The organism is Lysinibacillus sp. FJAT-14745, assembly GCF_001275675.1.
In the GTDB taxonomy this organism is placed as follows: Bacteria; Bacillota; Bacilli; order Bacillales_A; family Planococcaceae; genus Lysinibacillus.
In genome coordinates this window covers 60378-80345 of record NZ_LITM01000017.1, presented here as the reverse complement: position 1 = coordinate 80345, position 19968 = coordinate 60378, and the positions used below count along the sequence as shown (strand labels likewise).

The following is a 19968-nucleotide window of genomic DNA, read 5'->3' as shown; positions in this document are numbered from 1 at the left end:
TTCGTGCCTGGAATATATTACAGAAAATTCAGTTTAAACGTTAGTGTGGAATTATTTTAATGCGACACTAGTGATATAATAATAAGGATTCTAAAGAAGTATTAAAATATAATCGAGATGAATTGAATTTTAAAAACATGGAAGTACTTGGTAAACTTCCTAAAATGGCTAGCAGCGATCCAGATTCTCTAGAGTGGATTGCTTTAGTAGGACAATTAAAAAAACATATGCACCTTAGTTATAGTCATACACGCATACAAAATATCATTAAGAGAATGGATGTCAAAAAAGGTGAAGACTTTAATGACGAAGATGCATTTTTAGATAAACTTTGGGACATTAGAATGTCACCCGAGGAATCAAAAAAGTATAACCTATATCCAATTGATCAAGAAGTCCTTAACTTTATGGAAAAGGCATATATCCATTATCTCGATAATAAATCATAGTTATTTGAAATGGGGAGGGAAAGATGGGAACAGATATATTAATTTATTTGGGTGGCTTAGCTCTTTTAGATACATTAAGCCCTACAATTATTGGTGTTACTTTATTTCTCGTTTTAACAGACAATAGAAATTTAACAGCAAGATTATTAGCATATCTACTTACTGTTGGGCTACTATATTTTTCATTAGGTATCATCATGATGTTAGGCCTAAATTTTATTATAGAAGCATTCTCTAATATTTTTCAAAATAAAATATTTAGTTGGATCATCTTTTTAGTAGGGCTGATATTATTTTCGGCTAGCTTTTTTATCCCTGCAAATAAAAATAGTAATATTCCAAAGCCTAAAACTCAAAGTATATTCTCCATTATTATTATTGGTGTTACGACTTTTATCATTGAGGCAGGCATGGCTTTACCGTATTTTGCCGCTATTGGCTTATTAACGACAATAGATATACCTTTTTATCAGTGGCTTCCAATTATAGCCGCATACAATATTATTATGGTTCTACCAGCTCTGCTTATATTTTTAGGATATAAATTGTTTGGAAAGTTGATAAACCCTACCTTAGTTAAACTTCGGAATAAAATATCAAGCAGTTCAAGTTCTGCCTTATCCTGGGTTATGTGTATAGTTGGGGTGATCTTAATATTTTACACAATAGATTATCTATAGTAAGTCTTTGTGCATGTAAAGGAAATAAAAAGTAATAAGACGATAAAGCGGGAATGAAAGGTGTTTGGAAATAATTGTAGAATGTTTAATGAGAGAAAACGGTTTTCCAGAATATAGTTGAAATGGAGTGATTGAGAGATGTCTTTATAGATGTGGAAACAATACTTGATTGAAACAAGCAGAGGACGATTTGAATACTTTGTACATGGAGAAGGTGAACCATTAGCTATTACACATTTTTATATGGGGTTTGATGAACGAGGTAATTTATTTGAGAATCCTTTTACCGAACAATACAAAGTGTACTTAATCAATGTTAGAGGTGCTGGGAATTCAGCAGATATAGAGGTTGATGAGCAATTAAGCTTCAAAGAAATTGTACAAGATTTAGAAGCGATTCGAGAAACATTAAAGCTTAAAGAATGGGCTTTTGCAGGTCATTCAACGGGTGGAATGCTTGCACTTCAATATGCAATAGATTCACCACAATCATTAACAAAAATAGTAGCTGGTTCTACAGCAGCAAGCAAAGAATATGGAAATCACCCAATTAGTATCTATTGCGCTGAAAATAAACATTTCACTCGCATAGATGAAATAATGGATTTACTGAATAATCCGGATACAGTTCCAGAAGAGCGTCAGAAGTTAAGCTATGAATGGGCTCTAATGTCTTATCATTCTGAGGAAAAATTAAAATTAGTAATAACGCGACCAAATAGTGGACGAACAATAGGAAAAAATCTTGATTATTTTAGGAAAGTAGAAGTAAACAGCTTTGACATTCGAGAACGATTGAAATCAATACATATCCCAACCTACATATTTGCAGGTAGGCATGACGCACAATGCCCTGTTGAATTCGGTATCGAAATTGCCGATTTAACTCCTAATGCACAATTAACGATTTTTGAACAATCGAATCATAACCCGTTTATCGAGGAAGAAGAAGCTTTTAAAGAATTTGTACAATTGACCTTATAATGGGGAGAAAACGCTTATCATTCCAATACTTGAATCAAACAAAAGGGGAGCATCTGTGAGAAAAATAACTTTATCAAATGGAGAAACAGTAGAAGTTGAATGTTTGAGCTGTGCAATAACGAGTGGACTCATTGCACTGGATGGTGGTGTAGTCATTGAGACGGACTATTTTAATGCCCATCAAGATGTTGCTTATCCGATAAAGGGATTAATCATCTTGGCTGCTAAGCGCCATATTACATGTTTTGATGAGCTAAACGATGAGGAAAAAATGGATTATATAAACCTTTTATCGAAAATCAGAAAGGCTCAAAGGGACGTTTTGGGGATAGAGTATGTTTATTATTTTTATAATGAAGATACGACACATCATTTTCATACTTGGATGGTGCCGCGCTATGAATGGATGTACGAATTTGGACGTTCAATAGAATCGATTAGACCCGTTCTACTTCATGCGAGGAACAACATGAATAATGAAGAAAATAAGCAAGAAATGATGTGGGCAATAAAGGCATTAGCGGAGGAATTAAGGTAACACCCAATAACAAAAAAATCGCTCCTATGCATGTGTAGGGCGATTTTTCTGTTTAATTTTTATAAGTAAAAATAAACACAAGCATACATCGCGCCACAACCAGCTAACACAAATAAATGCCAAATTGTATGATTGTAGGGAAGTGAGCGCCATGCGTAAAAGATAGCTCCAATCGTATAAAAAAGTCCGCCCGCTAACAGTAAAGCAAAACCATGAAAACCTAAGAAAAGATAGACAGGCTTAATGGCAAAAATGATTAACCAGCCCATACCGATGTAAAAAATTAAAGAAAGTTTCTCAAATCGATTAATAAAAAAACATTTAAAAACAACGCCTAGTATGGCAAGTGACCAAATAATACATAATAAAGTAATACCTAGCGTACCACCAATTGCAATTAAAAGAAATGGTGTATACGTGCCTGCAATTAAAATATAAATCGAGGAATGATCAAGAATAGCGAAAAAATGCTTGTATTTTTCTGGCATGCTATGTAGCAATGTTGACATTAAAAATAAAATGATCACCGAGGCACCAAAAATAGTAAACGTAGTAATTTGGAGCGCACTTCCGGTTTGTACAGCTGCTAAAATAAGAACAACTAGTGCTGGTATACTTGCGATAAATCCGATGCCATGTGTAATGGCATTCCACAATTCTTCCTTCCATGTTTTGTAGTCAAAAGAATCTAACAAATCGAACACTCCTTTCGTGCATACATTTACTATACCCCAATAATTTTCATCCTGGTATTTACATTTGTCATGTTTTCAACATCAAAAGTGTCATATAAATGTTGAAATACTTGGGGACTTTGTTAGACAAGGATTCGACAAAGCGCTATAGTATCCAAGGTAGCGGTTACAAATGGACTGATAAGATTGCAACCTAATGACAAATGTCATGTTTACATAATGATTCATTAGTCTATATAATAAATTTTATTGAAGTAAAGGATGTGTCGAAGTGGGACGAATTCATATAGTAACGGACTCAACATGTGATTTAACGAAAGAAGAAGTAGCTAAGCACGGTATACATATTGTGCCTTTAACGATTCAAATTGATGGAAAAACATATACAGATGGTGTTGATATAGAGCCACAATCTTTTTTAAGCTTCATGCAGAATAGCGAAAATTTGCCTAAAAGCTCGCAACCTGCACCGGGGAAATTTAAAGAATTATATGATGAGCTAGGTAAAGACGGGGATCAAATTATTTCACTTCATATGACTGGTGGCATGAGTGGAACAGTTGAATCAGCTCGTCAAGCAGCGCAACTGACGGATGCAGATGTAACTGTTATTGATTCACGTTTTATCGCCTTTGCTTTAGCTTTTCAAATAAGAGAGGCCATTAAAATGCGTGATGCAGGTGCTACTGTCGAGGAGATTATTGCACGTCTGGACAAGGTTCGCGAAAATACGTATTTGTATGTTGTTGTCGACACACTTGATAATTTAATTAAAGGCGGACGTATTGGCAAAGGTAAGGGCTTTATCGGTTCTTTGCTGAACATCAAAGTAATTGCGAACTTAGAAGGTGGCGCATACAATCCTGTAACTAAAGTACGTAGTCATAAACAGGTTGTGAACTACTTATTTAAACAATTCCAAGCGGATACTGCTGGAAAAACAGTAAAGTCAGTTGGAATTTCTCACGCCGAGGGCCTAACAACGATGGGTGGACCATTAAAAGAATTAATTGAGGGAACAGGTGTTAAAGAAGTAGAAATTGCCTTTACTTCACCAATCATCTCGACACATACTGGTCCAGGTGCAATCGGTTTAATGTATTTTGCAGAATAATATAAGAGAGCTACTACATAAATAATTGTAGTAGCTTTTTATTGTTGAAAAGAGAATTCCTTTTTATACAATCAGAAAAATGTTGTAAACTCACACTTTTTAAAGAATACCTAGGTATAGTCACTTTTCATTGCAGTATGAACTATTCTATAATAGAAGTAAGCAAATGATGGAAGGTGGTCAAATGAGTATTTGGCGAATGATTGTTTTGTCATGTTTGACCGTCTTAGTACTATGTGGTTGTGCAATATCAATAGATGAACCGAATCCGCAAGCCGAACCAGAAGGGGAGCGCGCAGGGACGGAGCAAGATATGAAACAGGATGAGCAACAAACAGAAAATGAGGAAAAAACCTCAAAGAATGTTTTGACGCAAATTTTTGAACATTTTTTTGAGCCATCACCAGAGGATTTACGGAAAATTGATGATAAAAACGCAAAGCAACTACAATACTTAGCACTCGGAGATTCTTTAACAGCCGGTGTTGGTGATGAGTATAGTAAAGACGGTTTTGTTGGAAGATTAGCAGATTCATTGGGAGCTTGGCCCTCGATTTCAGATGTTGAAGTCGATAATCGAGGAAAAAGAGGAAGACGTAGTGATCAGTTATTAAAATTAGTGGAAAAAGGGCATTATGATGAAGAGTTGCAAAAAGCACAGCTCATTTCGATTACAATGGGTGGAAATGATGTCATGAAGGTTGTCAAACAGGATTTGTTTAATTTGAAACGCGATGCTTTTGATAAAGAATTGCAGGCATATAAGGAACGCTATAGTAAAATTGTTGAAGGCATACGAGCAAAAAATCCAACAGTGCCTTTATTACTTATCGGTTTTTACAACCCATTTTCAATCGTGACAAATGAAGCGAATGAATTTGATTCGATTATTACGGAGTGGAATAAAGTCATTGAGGACATAGCAAAGAAAGATAAGAATGCATGCTATGTATCAGTGGAGGACTTGTTTGATTCAAATAAAGAGCTCGTTTATCATACGGATTTCTTCCACCCAAATGCAAAAGGCTATGACAAAATGAATGAGCGAATTTTAAAAGCAATGGAGAAATGTAACATGGAACAAAAGATTAACAAGGAAATAGGCTACGAGGAGTGACAAAATGAATAAGTGGAAATTCGCATTTTTTACTTTAGCGGGCACACTGCTTTTTGCAATCCTCCTCGTTGTTTTTTTAGCAACTCGACCAGTAGATGGAGTAAATTTAGCGGAAAGTTCAAAAGCTGAAAGTGAAGTAAAAGGAAATGTACTTGTTGTGCAAACAACAAGGAAGGAATTAGAATCAATATCGAAGAAGTATTTAAAGGATGCGGGTTCACCATTACCATTGGACTTTACGATTGGTGACGATATTCAATTGAAAAGTACATTAAAGGTTTTCTATACAGAGATCGACATTTCTATGAACTTCGATCCGATAGTGGATGAGAAAGGGAATATTATTTTAAAACAGACAGGAATGAATGTTGGGCTATTAAATATTCCGCCTGAGACAACGATGAAAATTATGCGAGACACGGTGGATTTCCCTTCATGGATTTCAGTTAATCCAAATAAGGCAGAAATCTATATTGACTTATCGCGCATTAACATTGCTTCAGGATCTCGTATCAAAGCAAAAGAATTAGACTTGCCAAAGGATAAAATTTTACTGGAAGTTATTGTTCCTGGTGCATAAGGAGTGAGATAAATGGCAAAGCAATATGCAACATTTGCAGGTGGTTGTTTTTGGTGTATGGTCAAGCCCTTTGACGAAACACCTGGCATTGAATCAGTAATTTCCGGTTATACGGGTGGACATGTTGTCAATCCAACCTATGAACAAGTATGTTCCGAAACGACAGGGCATGTTGAAGCGGTGCAAATTCTGTTTGATGATGAGCTATATTCTTACGAGCAATTACTCGCGACATTTTGGACATTAATTGATCCAACTGACGCGGGAGGACAATTTTATGATCGTGGAGAGTCCTACACAACCGCGATTTTTTACCACAATGATGAGCAGCGTGATTTGGCTGAACGGTCTAAGGCAGATTTACAGGCATCTGGCAAATTCGATAAGCCAATCGCAGTGAAAATTTTACCAGCAAGTTCGTTTTATCCAGCCGAAGACTACCATCAATATTATTATAAGAAAAATCCAATGCACTACGAGCGCTATGCTGTCGGGTCTGGTCGTAAAGCATTTCAGGAGACAAACTGGGGGCTGAAAAATGAATAAAGAACAACGTTTAAAAGAGTTAACGGACATGCAATATTATGTAACACAGGAAAGTGGAACAGAGCCACCGTTCCGCAATGAATATGATAAGCACTTTGAAGAGGGTATTTATGTTGATATCGTTTCAGGGAAGCCGTTATTTAGCTCATTAGATAAATTCGATTCAGGCTGTGGCTGGCCCGCATTTGCAAAGCCAATTGAAAAGGAAGAAGTAGCAGAGCATTTCGATACATCTCACGGGATGCGTCGCGTAGAGGTTCGAAGCAAAGAAGGTGATTCCCATTTAGGACATGTTTTCCCAGATGGACCAAGTGAACTTGGAGGCTTACGCTATTGTATTAACTCCGCAGCACTCCGCTTTGTACCAAAAGAAGATTTAGAAAAAGAAGGCTATACAGAATACCTTTCATTATTTAAATAACAAAAACTCCTAGCAGGATAGATCGTGCTAGGAGTTTTTTTATGGTTTTAAAATTGTATCAAAAGCGACGGAAAGAGCCTTCGAAACGACGGAAGATTAATCAAGCGACGGATAGAACAATCGAAACGAAGGAAAGAACCAGCGAAGTGACGGAAAGAACCATCGAAACGACGGAAAGAAACGTCGAAGTGACGGAAGAAGCCATCGAAGTGACAGAAAGAAACGTCGAAGTGGTGGAAAGAGCCATCGAAACGACGGAAGAAGGTCATAATAGTCTAGAAATATTAAATGATTGATCTTGCAATTCTAAATCCGATATCATCAATCAAGAAATCAGGCATACTCTTACGGCGACAAGTAGCTCCACATCCACGTTCTTCTTCAGCCCAACTTCCTCCTCGAATTATTCGATAATTACCAAACATCTCTTTATCGTATAAGTCCCAGCACCACTCCCAAACATTTCCTATCATGTCGTACAAGCCCCAGTCATTAGGCACTTTTTCACCAACATTGTGTACATGTTCGTTAGAATTATCTTTATACCAAGCAATTTCATCAATTTCACCATACCGATATCCTGTTAATTTTGCTTTACATGCATATTGCCATTCGGCATCAGTCGGTAATCGAAAACCATTAGAACTATGATTGCATACAACAGATTTACTTTTTTTATTACTATCATAATACTTGTCATAACCTAGTACGTCAGACAATGAATTACAAAAGTTCACTGCATCTATCCATGAAACATTAACAATGGGTTTTCGATCCTTTATTGTTGTTGAAAATTTCTGCCCCATAATAATCGCATAAAGTTCTTCTGTCACAGTATATTTAGCAAGATAAAATGGCTTTATCTCAACATTCCAACTAACTTCCTTTAAATTTTTTCTTATACCAGGCATTCCAAATTTATAGTTTGAACTAATCCATTTTTGCTCGTTTCGAAAATCTCGTAGGCGGATTTCTCCTTCAGGAATATACACCATTAATTCTTTTAAATAATGATTTAAGTTAGTTAACATAGTCCTCTCCAAATCGTAAACAATTGTTTTTAGACACTACTTTCTTAGTATGATCTCCATAATAAAATGCTCGTTTATTGAACTATGTTTAAAAATTCAGCGCTAGGTCATGTATTTGCTTCATGTAAAATGAACATTTCAAGACACTTTAAACTTTAAATTCACTGACAAGATTACGCAGGCTATCTGCTTGTTGAGCAAGCTCTGTGGCAGCGGCATTAATTTCCTGCATGGATGCAGATCCTTGAGTTGCAGCCGCAGCAGAAGTGACTGTGTTGGTAGCTGATTGTTCAGCATAGGCATTCACATGGATAAAATCATTCGCTACAGCATTGCTATAATCAAGTGTCAAAGCAATTTTCTCCACCATAGTCGCGATAATTGTCGTCGTTTCTTTCGTATGCGTTAAAATATTGGTTAACGATTGGTTTGTTTCATTCGTTACTTCAACGCCACGAATAACAGACGATACACCCTCGTGGTTTTGAGAGATGATAGATGTTACTTCGTCTTGAATGGACGTAACAATGGATGTTACTTCTTTTGCGGCATTTTGAGATTGTACTGCTAGCTTTCGAACTTCATCAGCGACAACGGCAAAGCCTCGTCCGTGCTCACCAGCGCGTGCTGCCTCGATTGCAGCATTTAAGGCAAGTAAATTTGTTTGCTCTGAAATTGCAGTAATCGTGCCGATAATAGATGTTATGTCGGCGGATTTTCGACCGAGTGTTTCGACTGTGGTAGTCGTGGAGGCCATCGTTTCCTCTATAGATTGTATGACTAACGAAGATTGTTGAACGGAGCGACTACCTTCATCAGCTGCTTGTTGCATAGCCAATGATGCACGCTGAACAGCATTTGCTTGCTCATTCAACTGGTGCACAGAATGCTCAAGATCACTCATTTTTTGTTGCGCGCTAGTCATACTGGAAATCGTATTCTCGCTATCACTCGCGATATCTGCTGTAGCATCTGCAATATTCTGTATGGTGCGAGCATTTTCATCGGCTAATGACATTAGCTCCTGGCTACTGCTTGAAACGTGGTCCGCCAGATTACTGACACGTTTGATCAAATTAGATATAGAATCGATAAGCGTATTGGTTGAAGCGGCAATAGTTGAGAATTCATCATGATTCCGAACTTGAACACGTCGTGTCAGATCGCCACCAGCCTGTGCTATATCGAGAATGGAAAGGTTAATAGCCTGTGTATTGTTTCTTAATGATTTAAATAACATATAACCAAAAATAATAATTGCAATAAATCCAATTAGTGAAAGGAAGAGGAAAAAAGTAATCGATTGTGTAACTTGCTTGTTAAGTGTATCTAATTTTGCTTTATTAGCATCATCCATAACCGAATTAATGGACTCAATATTTTTATCAATATACACCTTCATTGTTTCTCCAGTACCGTCCATCACGAGTTTTCGGGCTTGTTCGAGACCAAGTTCATCACGCATTGTCATGACCTTTTTAGAGTATTCAAGGTAATTTTTATAATATTGATCGATCGCCTGTATATGACCTAATTCTAGTTCTCTTTTTGTAAACTGCTCTGCTAAGGCTTTTAATTTTTTATCGATGGAATCAATTTTCATATTATATGAAGTAGCAAAGCTTCCGTTCCCGGTAATTAAATAGGCTTGTTCTAAATTAGTGAGCTTCGCAATTTCGTATGCGAGTTGATTGACAGTTAATTGTTCCTGGACGTTTTTCTCAGTAAAATCTTTCATTTGTTTTTGCAGATTTTGTATATTGGTATACGATAAGAAACCCATTGTGCCATTAATAACAATAATGAGAGAAAATATAATAAGCACTTTGCCTCGAATTAAATGGTAAAAACGTTGTCTTTTTTCTTTAGTAGGAGGGAGATTGTGCCTACCGTCTTGTATATCATGTGCTTTCTTTTTTGAAAAGCTAGTTGTAAAGAGAGACGGGCGTTTTTCTACAGAGTTCCTGGATTTATGAGAGTTTTTCATCGCCATCACCTTCCTGTTTTTGAATAGTCGATTTAAATTTTACCTTATTTTTCTAGGTATTTCTATCGTTTTTTCTAATAATTTTCATTTTTCAGACAAAAATCGTATATTATTTTTCTGTGACAAAAGTCTAAGGAACTCGCGAAAATGGTTCTAGAAATAAAAGTAGGAGAAAATGCTTACTAGATATTTTTGTGACGAGGAAGGTATTTTTTGATAAACTAGCGGAAAGCAGAAGAGTAAAGAGGGGATTTCAAGAATGAAAAAGAGCTTTTATTTGTATGTATTAACATTCAGAGGTGGGGATTGGTCAGACTCGAAGGTGCGATTTGCAGAGGAAATGTTCCATGAGCATAATTTTCCGAAGCAGAGCTCAGACTTTGATGAGCTATCTTCCTATGTTGAATCATATGCCACTGACAATTTAAAAATAGAAGTATTTGATGAGTTGTGGGCATTATATGTAGATCAAGCATGATATAAGTTGAAACAAAATAATTTATTTTAAGTTGCTAGACGTCTAGCGTTGCGAAAAGATGAGAAACACAGTATTATTTATAGTGAAGACTGACAGAAAAGAGGGATTGCAGTATGAGTATTCATATAAATGCAAAAAAAGGCGAAATCGCTGACACAATTTTACTTCCAGGAGATCCATTACGTGCAAAGTATATTGCTGAAACGTTTTTAGAAGATGTTACTTGCTATAACGAAGTTCGTAATATGTTTGGTTATACAGGTACGTACAAAGGTAAACGTATTTCTGTACAAGGTACTGGTATGGGTGTGCCTTCAATCTCGATTTACGCTACAGAATTAATGCAAGAATATGATGTTCAAAAATTAATCCGCGTAGGTACTTGTGGTGCAATTCAAAAAGATGTAAAAGTTCGCGACGTAATTTTAGCGCAAGCAGCAACATCTGATACACGTATGAACCAAATCATTTGGGGCGGCGCTATCGACTTCGCACCGATCTCAGACTTTGATCTACTATTAAAAGCATACAATGCAGGTAAAGAGGCTGGTTTAAACCTACAAGTGGGTAATATCTTTACAGCGGATATGTTCTATTCTGATGAGAACCAAAACGAAAAATTAGCTCAATACGGCGTACTTGCTGTAGAAATGGAATCAGCAGCACTTTACACATTAGCTGCAAAACACGGTCGTAAAGCACTTTCTATCCTAACAGTAAGTGACCACATTCTAACTGGTGAAGTAACAACATCAGAAGAACGTCAAACTACATTCAACGATATGATCGTTGTAGCGTTAGAGGCAGCAATTCAAGAGTAAGGGTATCAAAGGTTTATCAAAATAAGGCGAGAGACCAAAAGAGACTAAAGTGATATTCACAGGTCATCGAAAAGGTCACTCGCCTTATCTTTTTGCACTCTATCAATAGTGTGGATCTATCATGTGATTTGTAAGCTGTTCTTATCATTTCTTCAGTGAGCAACTATTGAAATTAATATTTCCAGTTTAATCCTTTCTTGACTTTGGTTTTAACGGAGCATTTCGCATAATAGGATATGATAATATTAATGCTCCAACACTACATAGGCCTAATAAAGTAATCAATGTCATTCCTAAAGCATCGAAATCTAATCCTAAAAACCATTCCATACTATCGCTTAAATAACTACCATAATATAAAACCATGAAAATAACTGACAACAACATGAGAATAATGATGCTTTTCCGCATCCCTAAACGAAAGTTTATACTATATAGTAGAAAAGGCACTCCGAACAAAAAGAGTCCAAACATAAGATCAATCCATAAATAAGCAAAGAAATGATAGCCATCTATTAAGAATAATCCAGGATGTAAAATGTTCGCTCCAATTTCCCAGTGAAGATATAAAGTTTTTAAAATATATTGCAATACATTTAGAAATGTAATGCATATAACAACTGCTAAAATACCTACACCATAATAGACTTTGAGCAATTGTACCCTCGTACTTCCCATCCCAATCGCAACTGGATACATCGATCTATAGCCATTTATTCCGAATAATACGATAAAGAAATAAGCGGGTCCTGAAATTGAGGCAACTACATCATCTCCAAGTCCAAATATATAGCCAATAAGGATCCACAACAACGTCAACGGAATAGTAATGTAGAGAAACATTAATTTACCTAAATAAAATATGGCCTCCTCAGAGACTAAACGAAATGTTCCATATAAAGAATTCATCCTAATTCTGCCTCCTCGGTCTTATTTAACAAATAATCTTGGAGTTTTACTTTTTCTATTGATAGTCCATGTAAAGATGCGATTTCTTTCCATTTTTCATTAAAAGGTACATCAACCATCACTTTTAATCTAGATCCTAATTCACTTGCTTCTAAGACATATTGTCCATCCGTCACTTTTTCTATCTTATTTTTGTCTCCTACTAACCAGATTCCACACTCTCTAATTTCATCTATTGGTTCATGTATGAATACTTCTTTATCATGAAGAACAAGAATTGAATCACATATCTGTTGGATTTCTTCAATATGATGAGTAGATACTAAAAACAATCTTGGATGCTGTTCCTGACTTTCTCGGATAATTTTATACATTTTCTTACGCATATTTGCGTCTAATCCATTACTAGGTTCATCCAGAATTGTGATTTTCGCATTGCTAGAAATTCCAATGATAAACTGTAAAGCAGATTTCATTCCTTTTGATAACTTTGATATTTTTTTCTTTTCATCCAGCCTAAAGATCTTTAAGAGTCGATTAGCCATATCCATATCCCAATTGGAATAATAAAACTGTCCAAATCGCAAAGAATCCTTTACATTCCAGATGGCACTAAATGGATGATCCTCTTGCATATAACATACATCTTGAACTACCTCTGCACGATTATAGGGAGCCGTCCCCATAATCTCTACAATTCCTTTGTTTGGCTTTTCATGCCCAGCAAGAAGTTTCATTAGTGTAGTTTTTCCAGCCCCATTTCGTCCCCATACTGCGGTAATACCATGTTCCTTTTCTTTGAAAGAAATATCCTTAAGTATTGGTTTCTCACCGTAACCATAGGTAACATTCTCAACTCGAATCACTTTTTCTCCTCCTCTTTTATTAATTTCATTACTGTCTCAACACTCATTCCCAATCGCTTTGCTTCTTCTAGCAGTGGCAATATATATTCATTTCGATACTGTTTTTTCCTTTCGTCTAACAATTTTGTTTTAGCTCCTCCCATAACAAACATCCCAATTCCACGTTTTTTATAAATGATTTCTTCATCCACTAAAGTCTGTAGTCCTTTTCTTACAGTTGCCCTGTTGATGTTATAAAAATTTGATAGTTCATTTTCAGATGGAACTTTTTCGCCTTCTTTTAAGTGTCCTTCAACTATGTCGTTTATTACGATTTGTGCAATTTGCTGAAAGATGGGTAGTGATTCATCTAATATTGGCTTCAACAAGAACACTCCTTTCTTTGCCTCAGTTTGCTCATGTTGATTGTATGGTTGTATACTTGTGTAACCAACTGTACAATGACTGCTTAATTTTGTAAATAGGTTTTTGTTCAATACATGGTTTCTTTAAGAAATTCTCCTGAAAAATTCGATATGTCGATTACGCAAAAAAACACTGATCCATCCAATACTTTGGAATGAAATCAGTGTTTTTTTTATTCTGGTACCTTACTTGAACATATTGCAATCGGCAAAGTAGGGAATAAGTTTTTTATTTGAAATGGTCCCTCAAAACGGGAGAGGATGAGAAAACAAAATAAGTATATCTAAACTAAAAGAATTGCTTTACAAGATGTTTTTTATTTGAAAGATTGATTTTAGGAAACATCGATAAACCTCAATATATCAAACATTTTCAATCCTAACAGTGAGTGACCCCATTTTAACTGGTGAAGTAACAACAGCAGAGGAAACGAATAGGGGCTATTGCACGAAAACATGAGCGTTGATAAGAAACATATAAAAGCACAGCATTTAACAGTGCTGTGAAACAAAGAACTTACTACAGAGCGTGTTCGAGGCTTAGTAGTGAATCACAGTTGCTTGCTTAAATAAAGACATGTTAAATAGTATTATAATGATAGATTGGTAAATTGATAATAAAGCTAAATAATAGATCGAGAAGCGAGGTATTATAAATGGAAATTAGAAAGCCGAACAACTTAGAACTAGAAGAAATTATAGCTTTTTCACCACAAGCTTTATTTGATGGTACACTGGGCGGAGTAAGAGCAACAAATGAAAAAGTTTTAAACCTTATAGAACCTCTTCTAAAAAAAGGATGCTACTATTTGATAGCAACGGAGAATAATGAGTTAATGGGATGGATCCTCATTGGGGAAAATACAGACCAATTTACGGAACAGTTAAACGGGTTTATTTATGAGCTATTTGTAAAAGAGACATATAGAGGTAGAGGTATTTCCAAAGAATTAATGAAAGTTGCCATTGAACTATTGAGGAAGGAAGGATATTCTGAAGTCAGACTTAGTGCTTACGTAGGGAATAATGCTATTAAGCTATACGAAAAAATGGGATTTAGTTTAAGAACAGTAAGTATGAAATTACAGTTATAAAAGTAGTTTTGCTTATTAAAAACAAAACAGACAATGACCGGGCGCTCATTAAAATGTATTATGCTTCCTATTAGTTTCTAATTGAAGGGAGTAATCAAAGTGTTAAAGGGAGCAAAGAAATTTTAATTTGCAGGGGCTCCAGTTCTGCATTATGGAATATCTGACGCATTAGAATATAAAGTGTGTTTGGGAGTAGCGCAGGGTATTTCTACCACATTAACTGATGTATTTGATGAACCAACTAATACTTGTAATGAAAAAAAGAATTCGACCTTTGTGACAAAAGAAACCCAAGTACTCAATTAATTTTGAGCCGGTGCTTTTAGATGCAGGATATGGAAAAAACTTTTACAAACTTGATAGGCGATGATACTATATATTAGGCGATAATTTCAAATGGAGAGAATTCTTTCCTAGAACTACCGGGTATTCTCTTTAGATATTTCGTTAATTCAAGAACGACAGAAGGTATAGTAAATACAGTGACTAATCTAATGTATGTATTTTGTTTAATCGTATGGGGGCTGAATTTTATTGCAGTGAAAATTCAAGGAACGCCAGTAAGCTTAGAATTATCCTTGACTTATCGGCTAGTTATTACTGCATTTTTATTTATTGCTCTAGTCTTGGTTCTTAAGCCAAAAGGGGTACCTACAAGGAAAGATATACCCTTTATCATTGTGTTTGGTGTTTGTAACTTTGCTTTAAGTTATTTATGCCTATATTACGCAACGATATTAAGCTCAGCAGCAATTGTCACATTAATCTTTTCATTAAAAGTGATATTGACGCCGCTAGCTCTTCGTATCTTCTTAAAAGAGCAACTACATCCTCGTGTTTTATTTGGAGGACTTCTAGGGGTGTTTGGTGTTTGTGTTCTCATTTATCCTTCTTTAAGTAATTTTTCTAGCACAGCTGTTCTAAAAGGCATTATGGTTGCTCTTTTAGGTACAGTACTTACAGCAATTGGTGATGTAAGTTCTGCAAGAAATGCGAGAGTAAGGATTGACCCAATCTATTCAAATGCTATTGGTTTTGCAGTAGGAAGTATTTTAATGTCAATAATTGTATTGTTACAAGGGCAAAAAATCATCATTCCTACATCAATAACATACATATCTGCTTTATTGTACTTAACATTGATAGCATCTTTCCTAGCATGGCTATTTTATTTAAAGCTTGTTGAAAGAATAGGTGCTGCTAAAAGCGGGTACATGGTAGCTTTATTTCCAGTAATTGGAGGTATAGCCTCTGTTCTAATTGGTGAATCACCACTTTCAATATATTTGATAATAGGATGTCTATCTAGCTGTATAGGTGCAGCTATAGCTTTAGGATTTAGAATTCCCCGTAGAATTAAACAAACGTGAATCCAGACTTAGGAACAAAATAAATGATTAAATCATGCGTGTTGATTAGGAAAAAAATAAGTTTATTATTGAGCGATAAAAGGATTTTTTCGTTACCACTTTGCCAATATATTTCCATTTCAACTGATTGTAGCGTAGGGCTACTCGACGCTCGCCCGCAGGAAGCTTTGCTCTGTGCGAAAGCGAAGCGTCAGCAACAAAGCGAGTAGCCTGTAGCGGAAATCAGCCTCTTTGGATGTATAAAAATGGTTAATCAACACACCTGTGATTAAATGAAATTTGGTTACAGTAACCACTCAGAAATGGGTGGTTTTTTGTATTTGTTAATTTGTATAGTAAATGGAAATGAGTATCCAGAATGAGATATTATTAATCTAAAGGACAACCATAAGATCTAGGGGGATAACATTTTGAAAAAGGCATTTATTTTGCTAATAACAGTTCTTATATGCTTCAGTTTATTGTTTATGTGTAAAAGTGAAGTTAAAGCAACTTTTGTAGGGGTGATTGAAGAGGTGATAGACGATCGGGGGGCTTTTGTTTATGTAACTGAAGCTGAAAATAATGCGATTTCCGGAATTGTTTATGTAAATATAGCGAAGAATCCAGATGAAACATTTAAGGTTGGTGATAAGGTAAAAGTTGGTTATGATGGGACAGTCCAACCTACAGCGCCAATGACAATTACTACACTTACTGTTGAATTAGTTGAATAATGATTTCTACTATCTAAGTTGCTTTGGTTGAACAAATTTCATTTAAAAGATTTAACCTCTTACAGACAATTTTTTACCACTTATTAGGTGAAAGGTGGATGTGGTGAAATTAAATGTTACAGTATGAACGAGAATGAAAAAACTATATCAAACAAAATAAGCTCAAATCAAACAGCATAAAGTAGTGAGTACATTTTTTTATGTAAGAAGAAGAAGTGTGAAAAAACAAATAAAATTTTAGGAGATAGAATAATGCATAAAAAAACTTGGCTTATATTTAGTTGTTTAGCTATTTTAATATCTGGTTATTCCGTTGTTCAATATTTTTTCATGGATGCGCATCAAGCAGGGTTTGTTAAATTGAAGCTTATGTTAAATTCAACATTGAGTTCGTTTTGGTACATAATGCTTTATTTGCATATCATTTTTAGTATAGTCGCTTTAGTTATTGGTCCCTTTACATTATTTTCGAGGTTTAGAGAAAAAAATATGAAACGTCATCGTATGATGGGGAAAATTTATATGATAGGTATTTTATTAGGCAGTGTTTCGGGACTTTATTTAGCCTTTTATGCTACTGGAGGATTGGTGTCTCAGTTGGGGTTTGGTTTCTTATCTATATTTTGGCTGATAACAGCATTTCAAGCTCTAGCTAAAATTAAATCTAAAAAAGTTCTTGATCATCAAAAGTGGATGATAAGAAATTATTCTTTAACCTTTGCAGCTGTCACATTAAGAATTTGGCTACTCTTGTTTACCGTACTATTTGGATTTGAGCATTTTAATCTTAGCTACTCTATCATCGCATGGTTATGTTGGGTACCCAATTTAATCGTTGCAGAATGGTTTATACAACGAAAACTTAATATGATGAAGCACCAGGAAAATGCGAATTTACAATTTTAAATAACAAACAAAAATGGACTACTCTGCGATGAGTAGTCTTAATTCTTTTCTTAATGTGCGCTCACTATCATAACTGAAAGAGCAACAGGAAAAATATCCCTTGGCTATATGAACATTTCTGTAGTATGTAAACAGATTGAAATGATAATAGATCTCTGCCTCTATTAATGAAAAATACTGATTTTAAATTAAATAGCGTATTAAATCAAACATTATTTTACCTTTTTAGTATAATCAATTAAAATAAGCTTTTCGTTTATTTGATGTTGGCCGCTTTTTTTATAGCCAATTTTTTCGTAGAAGTGATGATTTCTAATATTTAAATGTGGTGTATCTAAAACCCATTCAACTGCTGATGGAAATTCTTCTTCTACCAATTTCATTATCTCGCTACCAAGTCCTTTGTTCTGGTAATTTTTTGATATAAATATTCTGTTTAATCGATATTTATTATCTTTTAAATCACGCACATCTATACCCCCAATAATCTCATTATTGTGCCATACGGTATAGTGTATAAAAAGTTCAATTTTTCGAAGTAATCGTTCAATCGGTTCATTTACTGGACTTGTATCGTGATCTTCATACTTTCTTAAATCATCCTCAAATGCTTCTTTCTGTATTGCTAAAAGAATAGGAGCTTCAATTACATTGGTTCTTTTGATCACTATATTCATTAAAATCTCCCCTTTACTAAATCAAATACCCAATTTTGACAGTCGAGTTTGTTTATTAGTCAGATGTTCTTCACAAAGCTTGTAAGAATAAATACATCTGTAATATTCGAAGTTGGTGTGTCATTCCTTCAATTCGAGGTATTGAAATCATGCTGTTGAACAATTGGAAAGACTTTAATAATGCCTTTTAGTAAATTACGAAAGGTTTCATAATTACAAACACACTCCCGATAAGTTTAAAAAAGTATAGAGATAGCAAACTTTTTCACATGTTGGTCGGTATCAATAATTTTTAACAGAGCCTATTTAATAGTTGTATTTTCTATACGAATTGAATCAACTTCGCCACAATCTAAGCAAAATGTGTAGATCTTATTTGCACCTTTAAATGAACCTTTACTTGGTTTTATAGGCATATAGTCTGTTGCTTCTGTAAATTGAGTATTCCCGCATTTTTTACATTTTTTATCTACCATGTATATCGCTCCTTATTAGTGGTTTATATAAATTTTTACTTTTATGGACATTGAAATTATAACATAGATTAGATGGTGATTAAGAAGCACGTGGGAAAAATATCAATAAATGGAATTGCTGAAACAAGGGCTGGAACTAATCTAAACATTAACTCGTCCTAGAGGATTCGCTGTGAAAGTGGTATGAATTGTTGGCTATCGGATTGTTATATAAACAACTTATTTATTGATTAACCATAAAAATTAGGGGATCTATTCATGTGTCGACTAAAGGGAACTGTAATTTTTTTCTTTTATGAACTCTACAAGCCCCTTTACAGTAAGCGAATACAAAAAACATCCATTGGGTTTTAACTAGCTAAAAAAATGAAAAAACCAGCTCAATTTATTAGAGTGGAATAATTAGTTGGAATGGCGATTGTTCTTTTGTTTGTAGGTGTGAAGAGGAGGGGATTTGACTAGCATATAGGCATTTGCGTAGACTGTTAATCCTTTTAAGCATAACCTATATCGAAATCGAAAGGAGGAAAAAATATGCGATACGATTACGGACATGATGGTTATGGTGGACAACAAGGTGGGAGACATCCATATTATCCGGTTACTTCTCCAACCCATTATTATCCGACTCAACACTATCCAACCCACCATTACTACCCAATGCATTACTACCCAACACATACATCCTATCCAGCACATCATCGCCATCCGCACCACCACCATCATCATCACCACAATCCGAACCCACGCTATTACTAATAGACCTATAATAAAAGAAACGACAATATCTTGATAAGAGTCTGTCGTTCCAGTTCATATAAATAATTATTTTAGCTAGGAGCTAATGGCGTGCTTTACCTTATAAATGTGTCAAAAGGTGAATAAAAAAATTTACAATATCCAGAAGCGACTATTGTTCATAAAGCTTTATATTTAGAAAGGGTCGTAGTAGTAAAGGGACCCGGTATCTTAGTTTTTCCTATAATTTATGAATAGCTTGAAGCTAGTGCCGACATTATTTATGGATAAAAACTCACTAGCGTCGCATTAAAATAATTCCACGCTAATATTTAAACTGAATTTTCTGTAATATATTCCAGGCACGAAAA

The 19968-nt window shown here is 35.1% G+C and carries 24 protein-coding genes; 16 read left to right on the top strand and 8 right to left on the bottom strand.

Annotated features, from left to right (window positions below):
- Positions 1-122: 122 nt before the first annotated feature.
- From AMS59_RS22460 to AMS59_RS22445, 4 genes are all read left to right on the top strand, one after another.
- The gene (locus AMS59_RS22460) at positions 123-449 is read left to right on the top strand and encodes a hypothetical protein (RefSeq protein WP_234007886.1); all 327 of its coding nucleotides are present in this window, start codon (positions 123-125) and stop codon (positions 447-449) included.
- A 23-nt stretch (positions 450-472) separates the two neighbouring features.
- Positions 473-1129, top strand: coding sequence for a GAP family protein (locus tag AMS59_RS22455; RefSeq protein ID WP_053485928.1), 657 nt, complete (start codon positions 473-475; stop codon positions 1127-1129).
- A gap of 150 nt (positions 1130-1279) precedes the next feature.
- The gene (locus tag AMS59_RS22450) at positions 1280-2113 is read left to right on the top strand and encodes an alpha/beta fold hydrolase (RefSeq protein WP_053485927.1); all 834 of its coding nucleotides are present in this window, start codon (positions 1280-1282) and stop codon (positions 2111-2113) included.
- Between the two features lie 55 nt (positions 2114-2168).
- Positions 2169-2651: an HIT family protein gene (locus tag AMS59_RS22445; RefSeq protein WP_053485926.1), complete on the top strand. Its 483-nt coding sequence runs from the start codon at positions 2169-2171 to the stop codon at positions 2649-2651.
- Between the two features lie 59 nt (positions 2652-2710).
- On the opposite strand, the gene AMS59_RS22440 is transcribed toward AMS59_RS22445, so the two are convergent.
- Positions 2711-3346 (bottom strand): hemolysin III family protein, encoded by a 636-nt coding sequence (locus AMS59_RS22440; protein WP_053485925.1) that lies wholly within the window; start codon positions 3344-3346, stop codon positions 2711-2713.
- A gap of 271 nt (positions 3347-3617) precedes the next feature.
- Between AMS59_RS22440 and AMS59_RS22435 the strand changes: the two genes are divergently transcribed.
- The 6 genes from AMS59_RS22435 to AMS59_RS22410 all read left to right on the top strand — a co-directional run bounded on the left by AMS59_RS22435 (position 3618) and on the right by AMS59_RS22410 (position 7420).
- Complete coding sequence (locus AMS59_RS22435) at positions 3618-4460, top strand: DegV family protein (RefSeq protein WP_053485924.1); 843 nt, start codon at positions 3618-3620, stop codon at positions 4458-4460.
- A 184-nt stretch (positions 4461-4644) separates the two neighbouring features.
- Positions 4645-5577, top strand: a complete 933-nt coding sequence (locus AMS59_RS22430) for a GDSL-type esterase/lipase family protein (protein ID WP_234007885.1) — start codon at positions 4645-4647, stop codon at positions 5575-5577.
- A 4-nt stretch (positions 5578-5581) separates the two neighbouring features.
- The gene (locus tag AMS59_RS22425) at positions 5582-6157 is read left to right on the top strand and encodes a YpmS family protein (protein WP_053485923.1); all 576 of its coding nucleotides are present in this window, start codon (positions 5582-5584) and stop codon (positions 6155-6157) included.
- Between the two features lie 12 nt (positions 6158-6169).
- Positions 6170-6703: a peptide-methionine (S)-S-oxide reductase MsrA gene (msrA, locus tag AMS59_RS22420; RefSeq protein ID WP_053485922.1), complete on the top strand. Its 534-nt coding sequence runs from the start codon at positions 6170-6172 to the stop codon at positions 6701-6703.
- On the top strand, positions 6696-7124 hold the full coding sequence (gene msrB / locus AMS59_RS22415) for a peptide-methionine (R)-S-oxide reductase MsrB (protein ID WP_053485921.1): 429 nt from the start codon (positions 6696-6698) through the stop codon (positions 7122-7124). The genes msrA and msrB overlap by 8 nt, the downstream gene beginning before the upstream one ends.
- Before the next feature lie 41 nt (positions 7125-7165).
- Positions 7166-7420 carry a hypothetical protein gene (locus AMS59_RS22410; protein WP_053485920.1) on the top strand — a complete coding sequence of 85 codons (255 nt, stop codon included), beginning with the start codon at positions 7166-7168 and terminating at the stop codon, positions 7418-7420.
- Here the strand turns inward: AMS59_RS22410 and AMS59_RS22405 are convergent.
- Together AMS59_RS22405 and AMS59_RS22400 are read right to left on the bottom strand one after the other, a co-directional pair.
- Positions 7409-8155, bottom strand: a complete 747-nt coding sequence (locus tag AMS59_RS22405) for an SUMF1/EgtB/PvdO family nonheme iron enzyme (RefSeq protein ID WP_053485919.1) — start codon at positions 8153-8155, stop codon at positions 7409-7411. The two genes, AMS59_RS22410 and AMS59_RS22405, sit on opposite strands and share 12 nt — an antisense overlap.
- 148 nt (positions 8156-8303) lie before the next feature.
- Entirely contained in the window at positions 8304-10142 is a 1839-nt protein-coding gene (locus AMS59_RS22400) for a methyl-accepting chemotaxis protein (RefSeq protein ID WP_053485918.1), read from the bottom strand.
- 259 nt (positions 10143-10401) lie between these two features.
- Between AMS59_RS22400 and AMS59_RS22395 the strand changes: the two genes are divergently transcribed.
- Both AMS59_RS22395 and deoD read left to right on the top strand, forming a co-directional pair.
- Positions 10402-10620: a YozE family protein gene (locus AMS59_RS22395; protein ID WP_053485917.1), complete on the top strand. Its 219-nt coding sequence runs from the start codon at positions 10402-10404 to the stop codon at positions 10618-10620.
- A 113-nt stretch (positions 10621-10733) separates the two neighbouring features.
- Entirely contained in the window at positions 10734-11441 is a 708-nt protein-coding gene (deoD, locus tag AMS59_RS22390; protein ID WP_053485916.1) for a purine-nucleoside phosphorylase, read from the top strand.
- A gap of 186 nt (positions 11442-11627) precedes the next feature.
- Here the strand turns inward: deoD and AMS59_RS22385 are convergent, their stop codons facing one another.
- The 3 genes from AMS59_RS22385 to AMS59_RS22375 are packed head-to-tail and all read right to left on the bottom strand — an operon-like array spanning position 11628 to position 13581.
- Positions 11628-12350 carry a hypothetical protein gene (locus tag AMS59_RS22385; protein ID WP_053485915.1) on the bottom strand — a complete coding sequence of 241 codons (723 nt, stop codon included), beginning with the start codon at positions 12348-12350 and terminating at the stop codon, positions 11628-11630.
- The gene (locus tag AMS59_RS22380; RefSeq protein ID WP_053485914.1) at positions 12347-13216 is read right to left on the bottom strand and encodes an ABC transporter ATP-binding protein; all 870 of its coding nucleotides are present in this window, start codon (positions 13214-13216) and stop codon (positions 12347-12349) included. Before AMS59_RS22380 ends, AMS59_RS22385 begins: the two co-directional genes overlap by 4 nt.
- A complete protein-coding gene (locus AMS59_RS22375) occupies positions 13213-13581 on the bottom strand; it encodes a GntR family transcriptional regulator (RefSeq protein ID WP_053485913.1) in 369 nt (122 codons plus the stop codon). Before AMS59_RS22375 ends, AMS59_RS22380 begins: the two co-directional genes overlap by 4 nt.
- Positions 13582-14276: 695 nt before the next feature.
- Here AMS59_RS22375 and AMS59_RS22370 point away from each other — a divergent pair.
- The 4 genes from AMS59_RS22370 to AMS59_RS22355 all read left to right on the top strand — a co-directional run bounded on the left by AMS59_RS22370 (position 14277) and on the right by AMS59_RS22355 (position 17706).
- Positions 14277-14714, top strand: coding sequence for a GNAT family N-acetyltransferase (locus AMS59_RS22370; RefSeq protein ID WP_053485912.1), 438 nt, complete (start codon positions 14277-14279; stop codon positions 14712-14714).
- Between the two features lie 482 nt (positions 14715-15196).
- Positions 15197-16084, top strand: a complete 888-nt coding sequence (locus AMS59_RS22365) for a DMT family transporter (protein WP_053485911.1) — start codon at positions 15197-15199, stop codon at positions 16082-16084.
- Between the two features lie 410 nt (positions 16085-16494).
- Positions 16495-16800 carry a hypothetical protein gene (locus AMS59_RS22360; protein WP_053485910.1) on the top strand — a complete coding sequence of 102 codons (306 nt, stop codon included), beginning with the start codon at positions 16495-16497 and terminating at the stop codon, positions 16798-16800.
- Between the two features lie 252 nt (positions 16801-17052).
- Positions 17053-17706 carry a DUF2306 domain-containing protein gene (locus AMS59_RS22355; protein WP_053485909.1) on the top strand — a complete coding sequence of 218 codons (654 nt, stop codon included), beginning with the start codon at positions 17053-17055 and terminating at the stop codon, positions 17704-17706.
- A 212-nt stretch (positions 17707-17918) separates the two neighbouring features.
- Here the strand turns inward: AMS59_RS22355 and AMS59_RS22350 are convergent, their stop codons facing one another.
- Both AMS59_RS22350 and AMS59_RS26025 read right to left on the bottom strand, forming a co-directional pair.
- Complete coding sequence (locus AMS59_RS22350; protein WP_053485908.1) at positions 17919-18383, bottom strand: GNAT family N-acetyltransferase; 465 nt, start codon at positions 18381-18383, stop codon at positions 17919-17921.
- 302 nt (positions 18384-18685) lie between these two features.
- A complete protein-coding gene (locus AMS59_RS26025; protein WP_199777826.1) occupies positions 18686-18859 on the bottom strand; it encodes a hypothetical protein in 174 nt (57 codons plus the stop codon).
- Positions 18860-19968: the final 1109 nt, after the last annotated feature.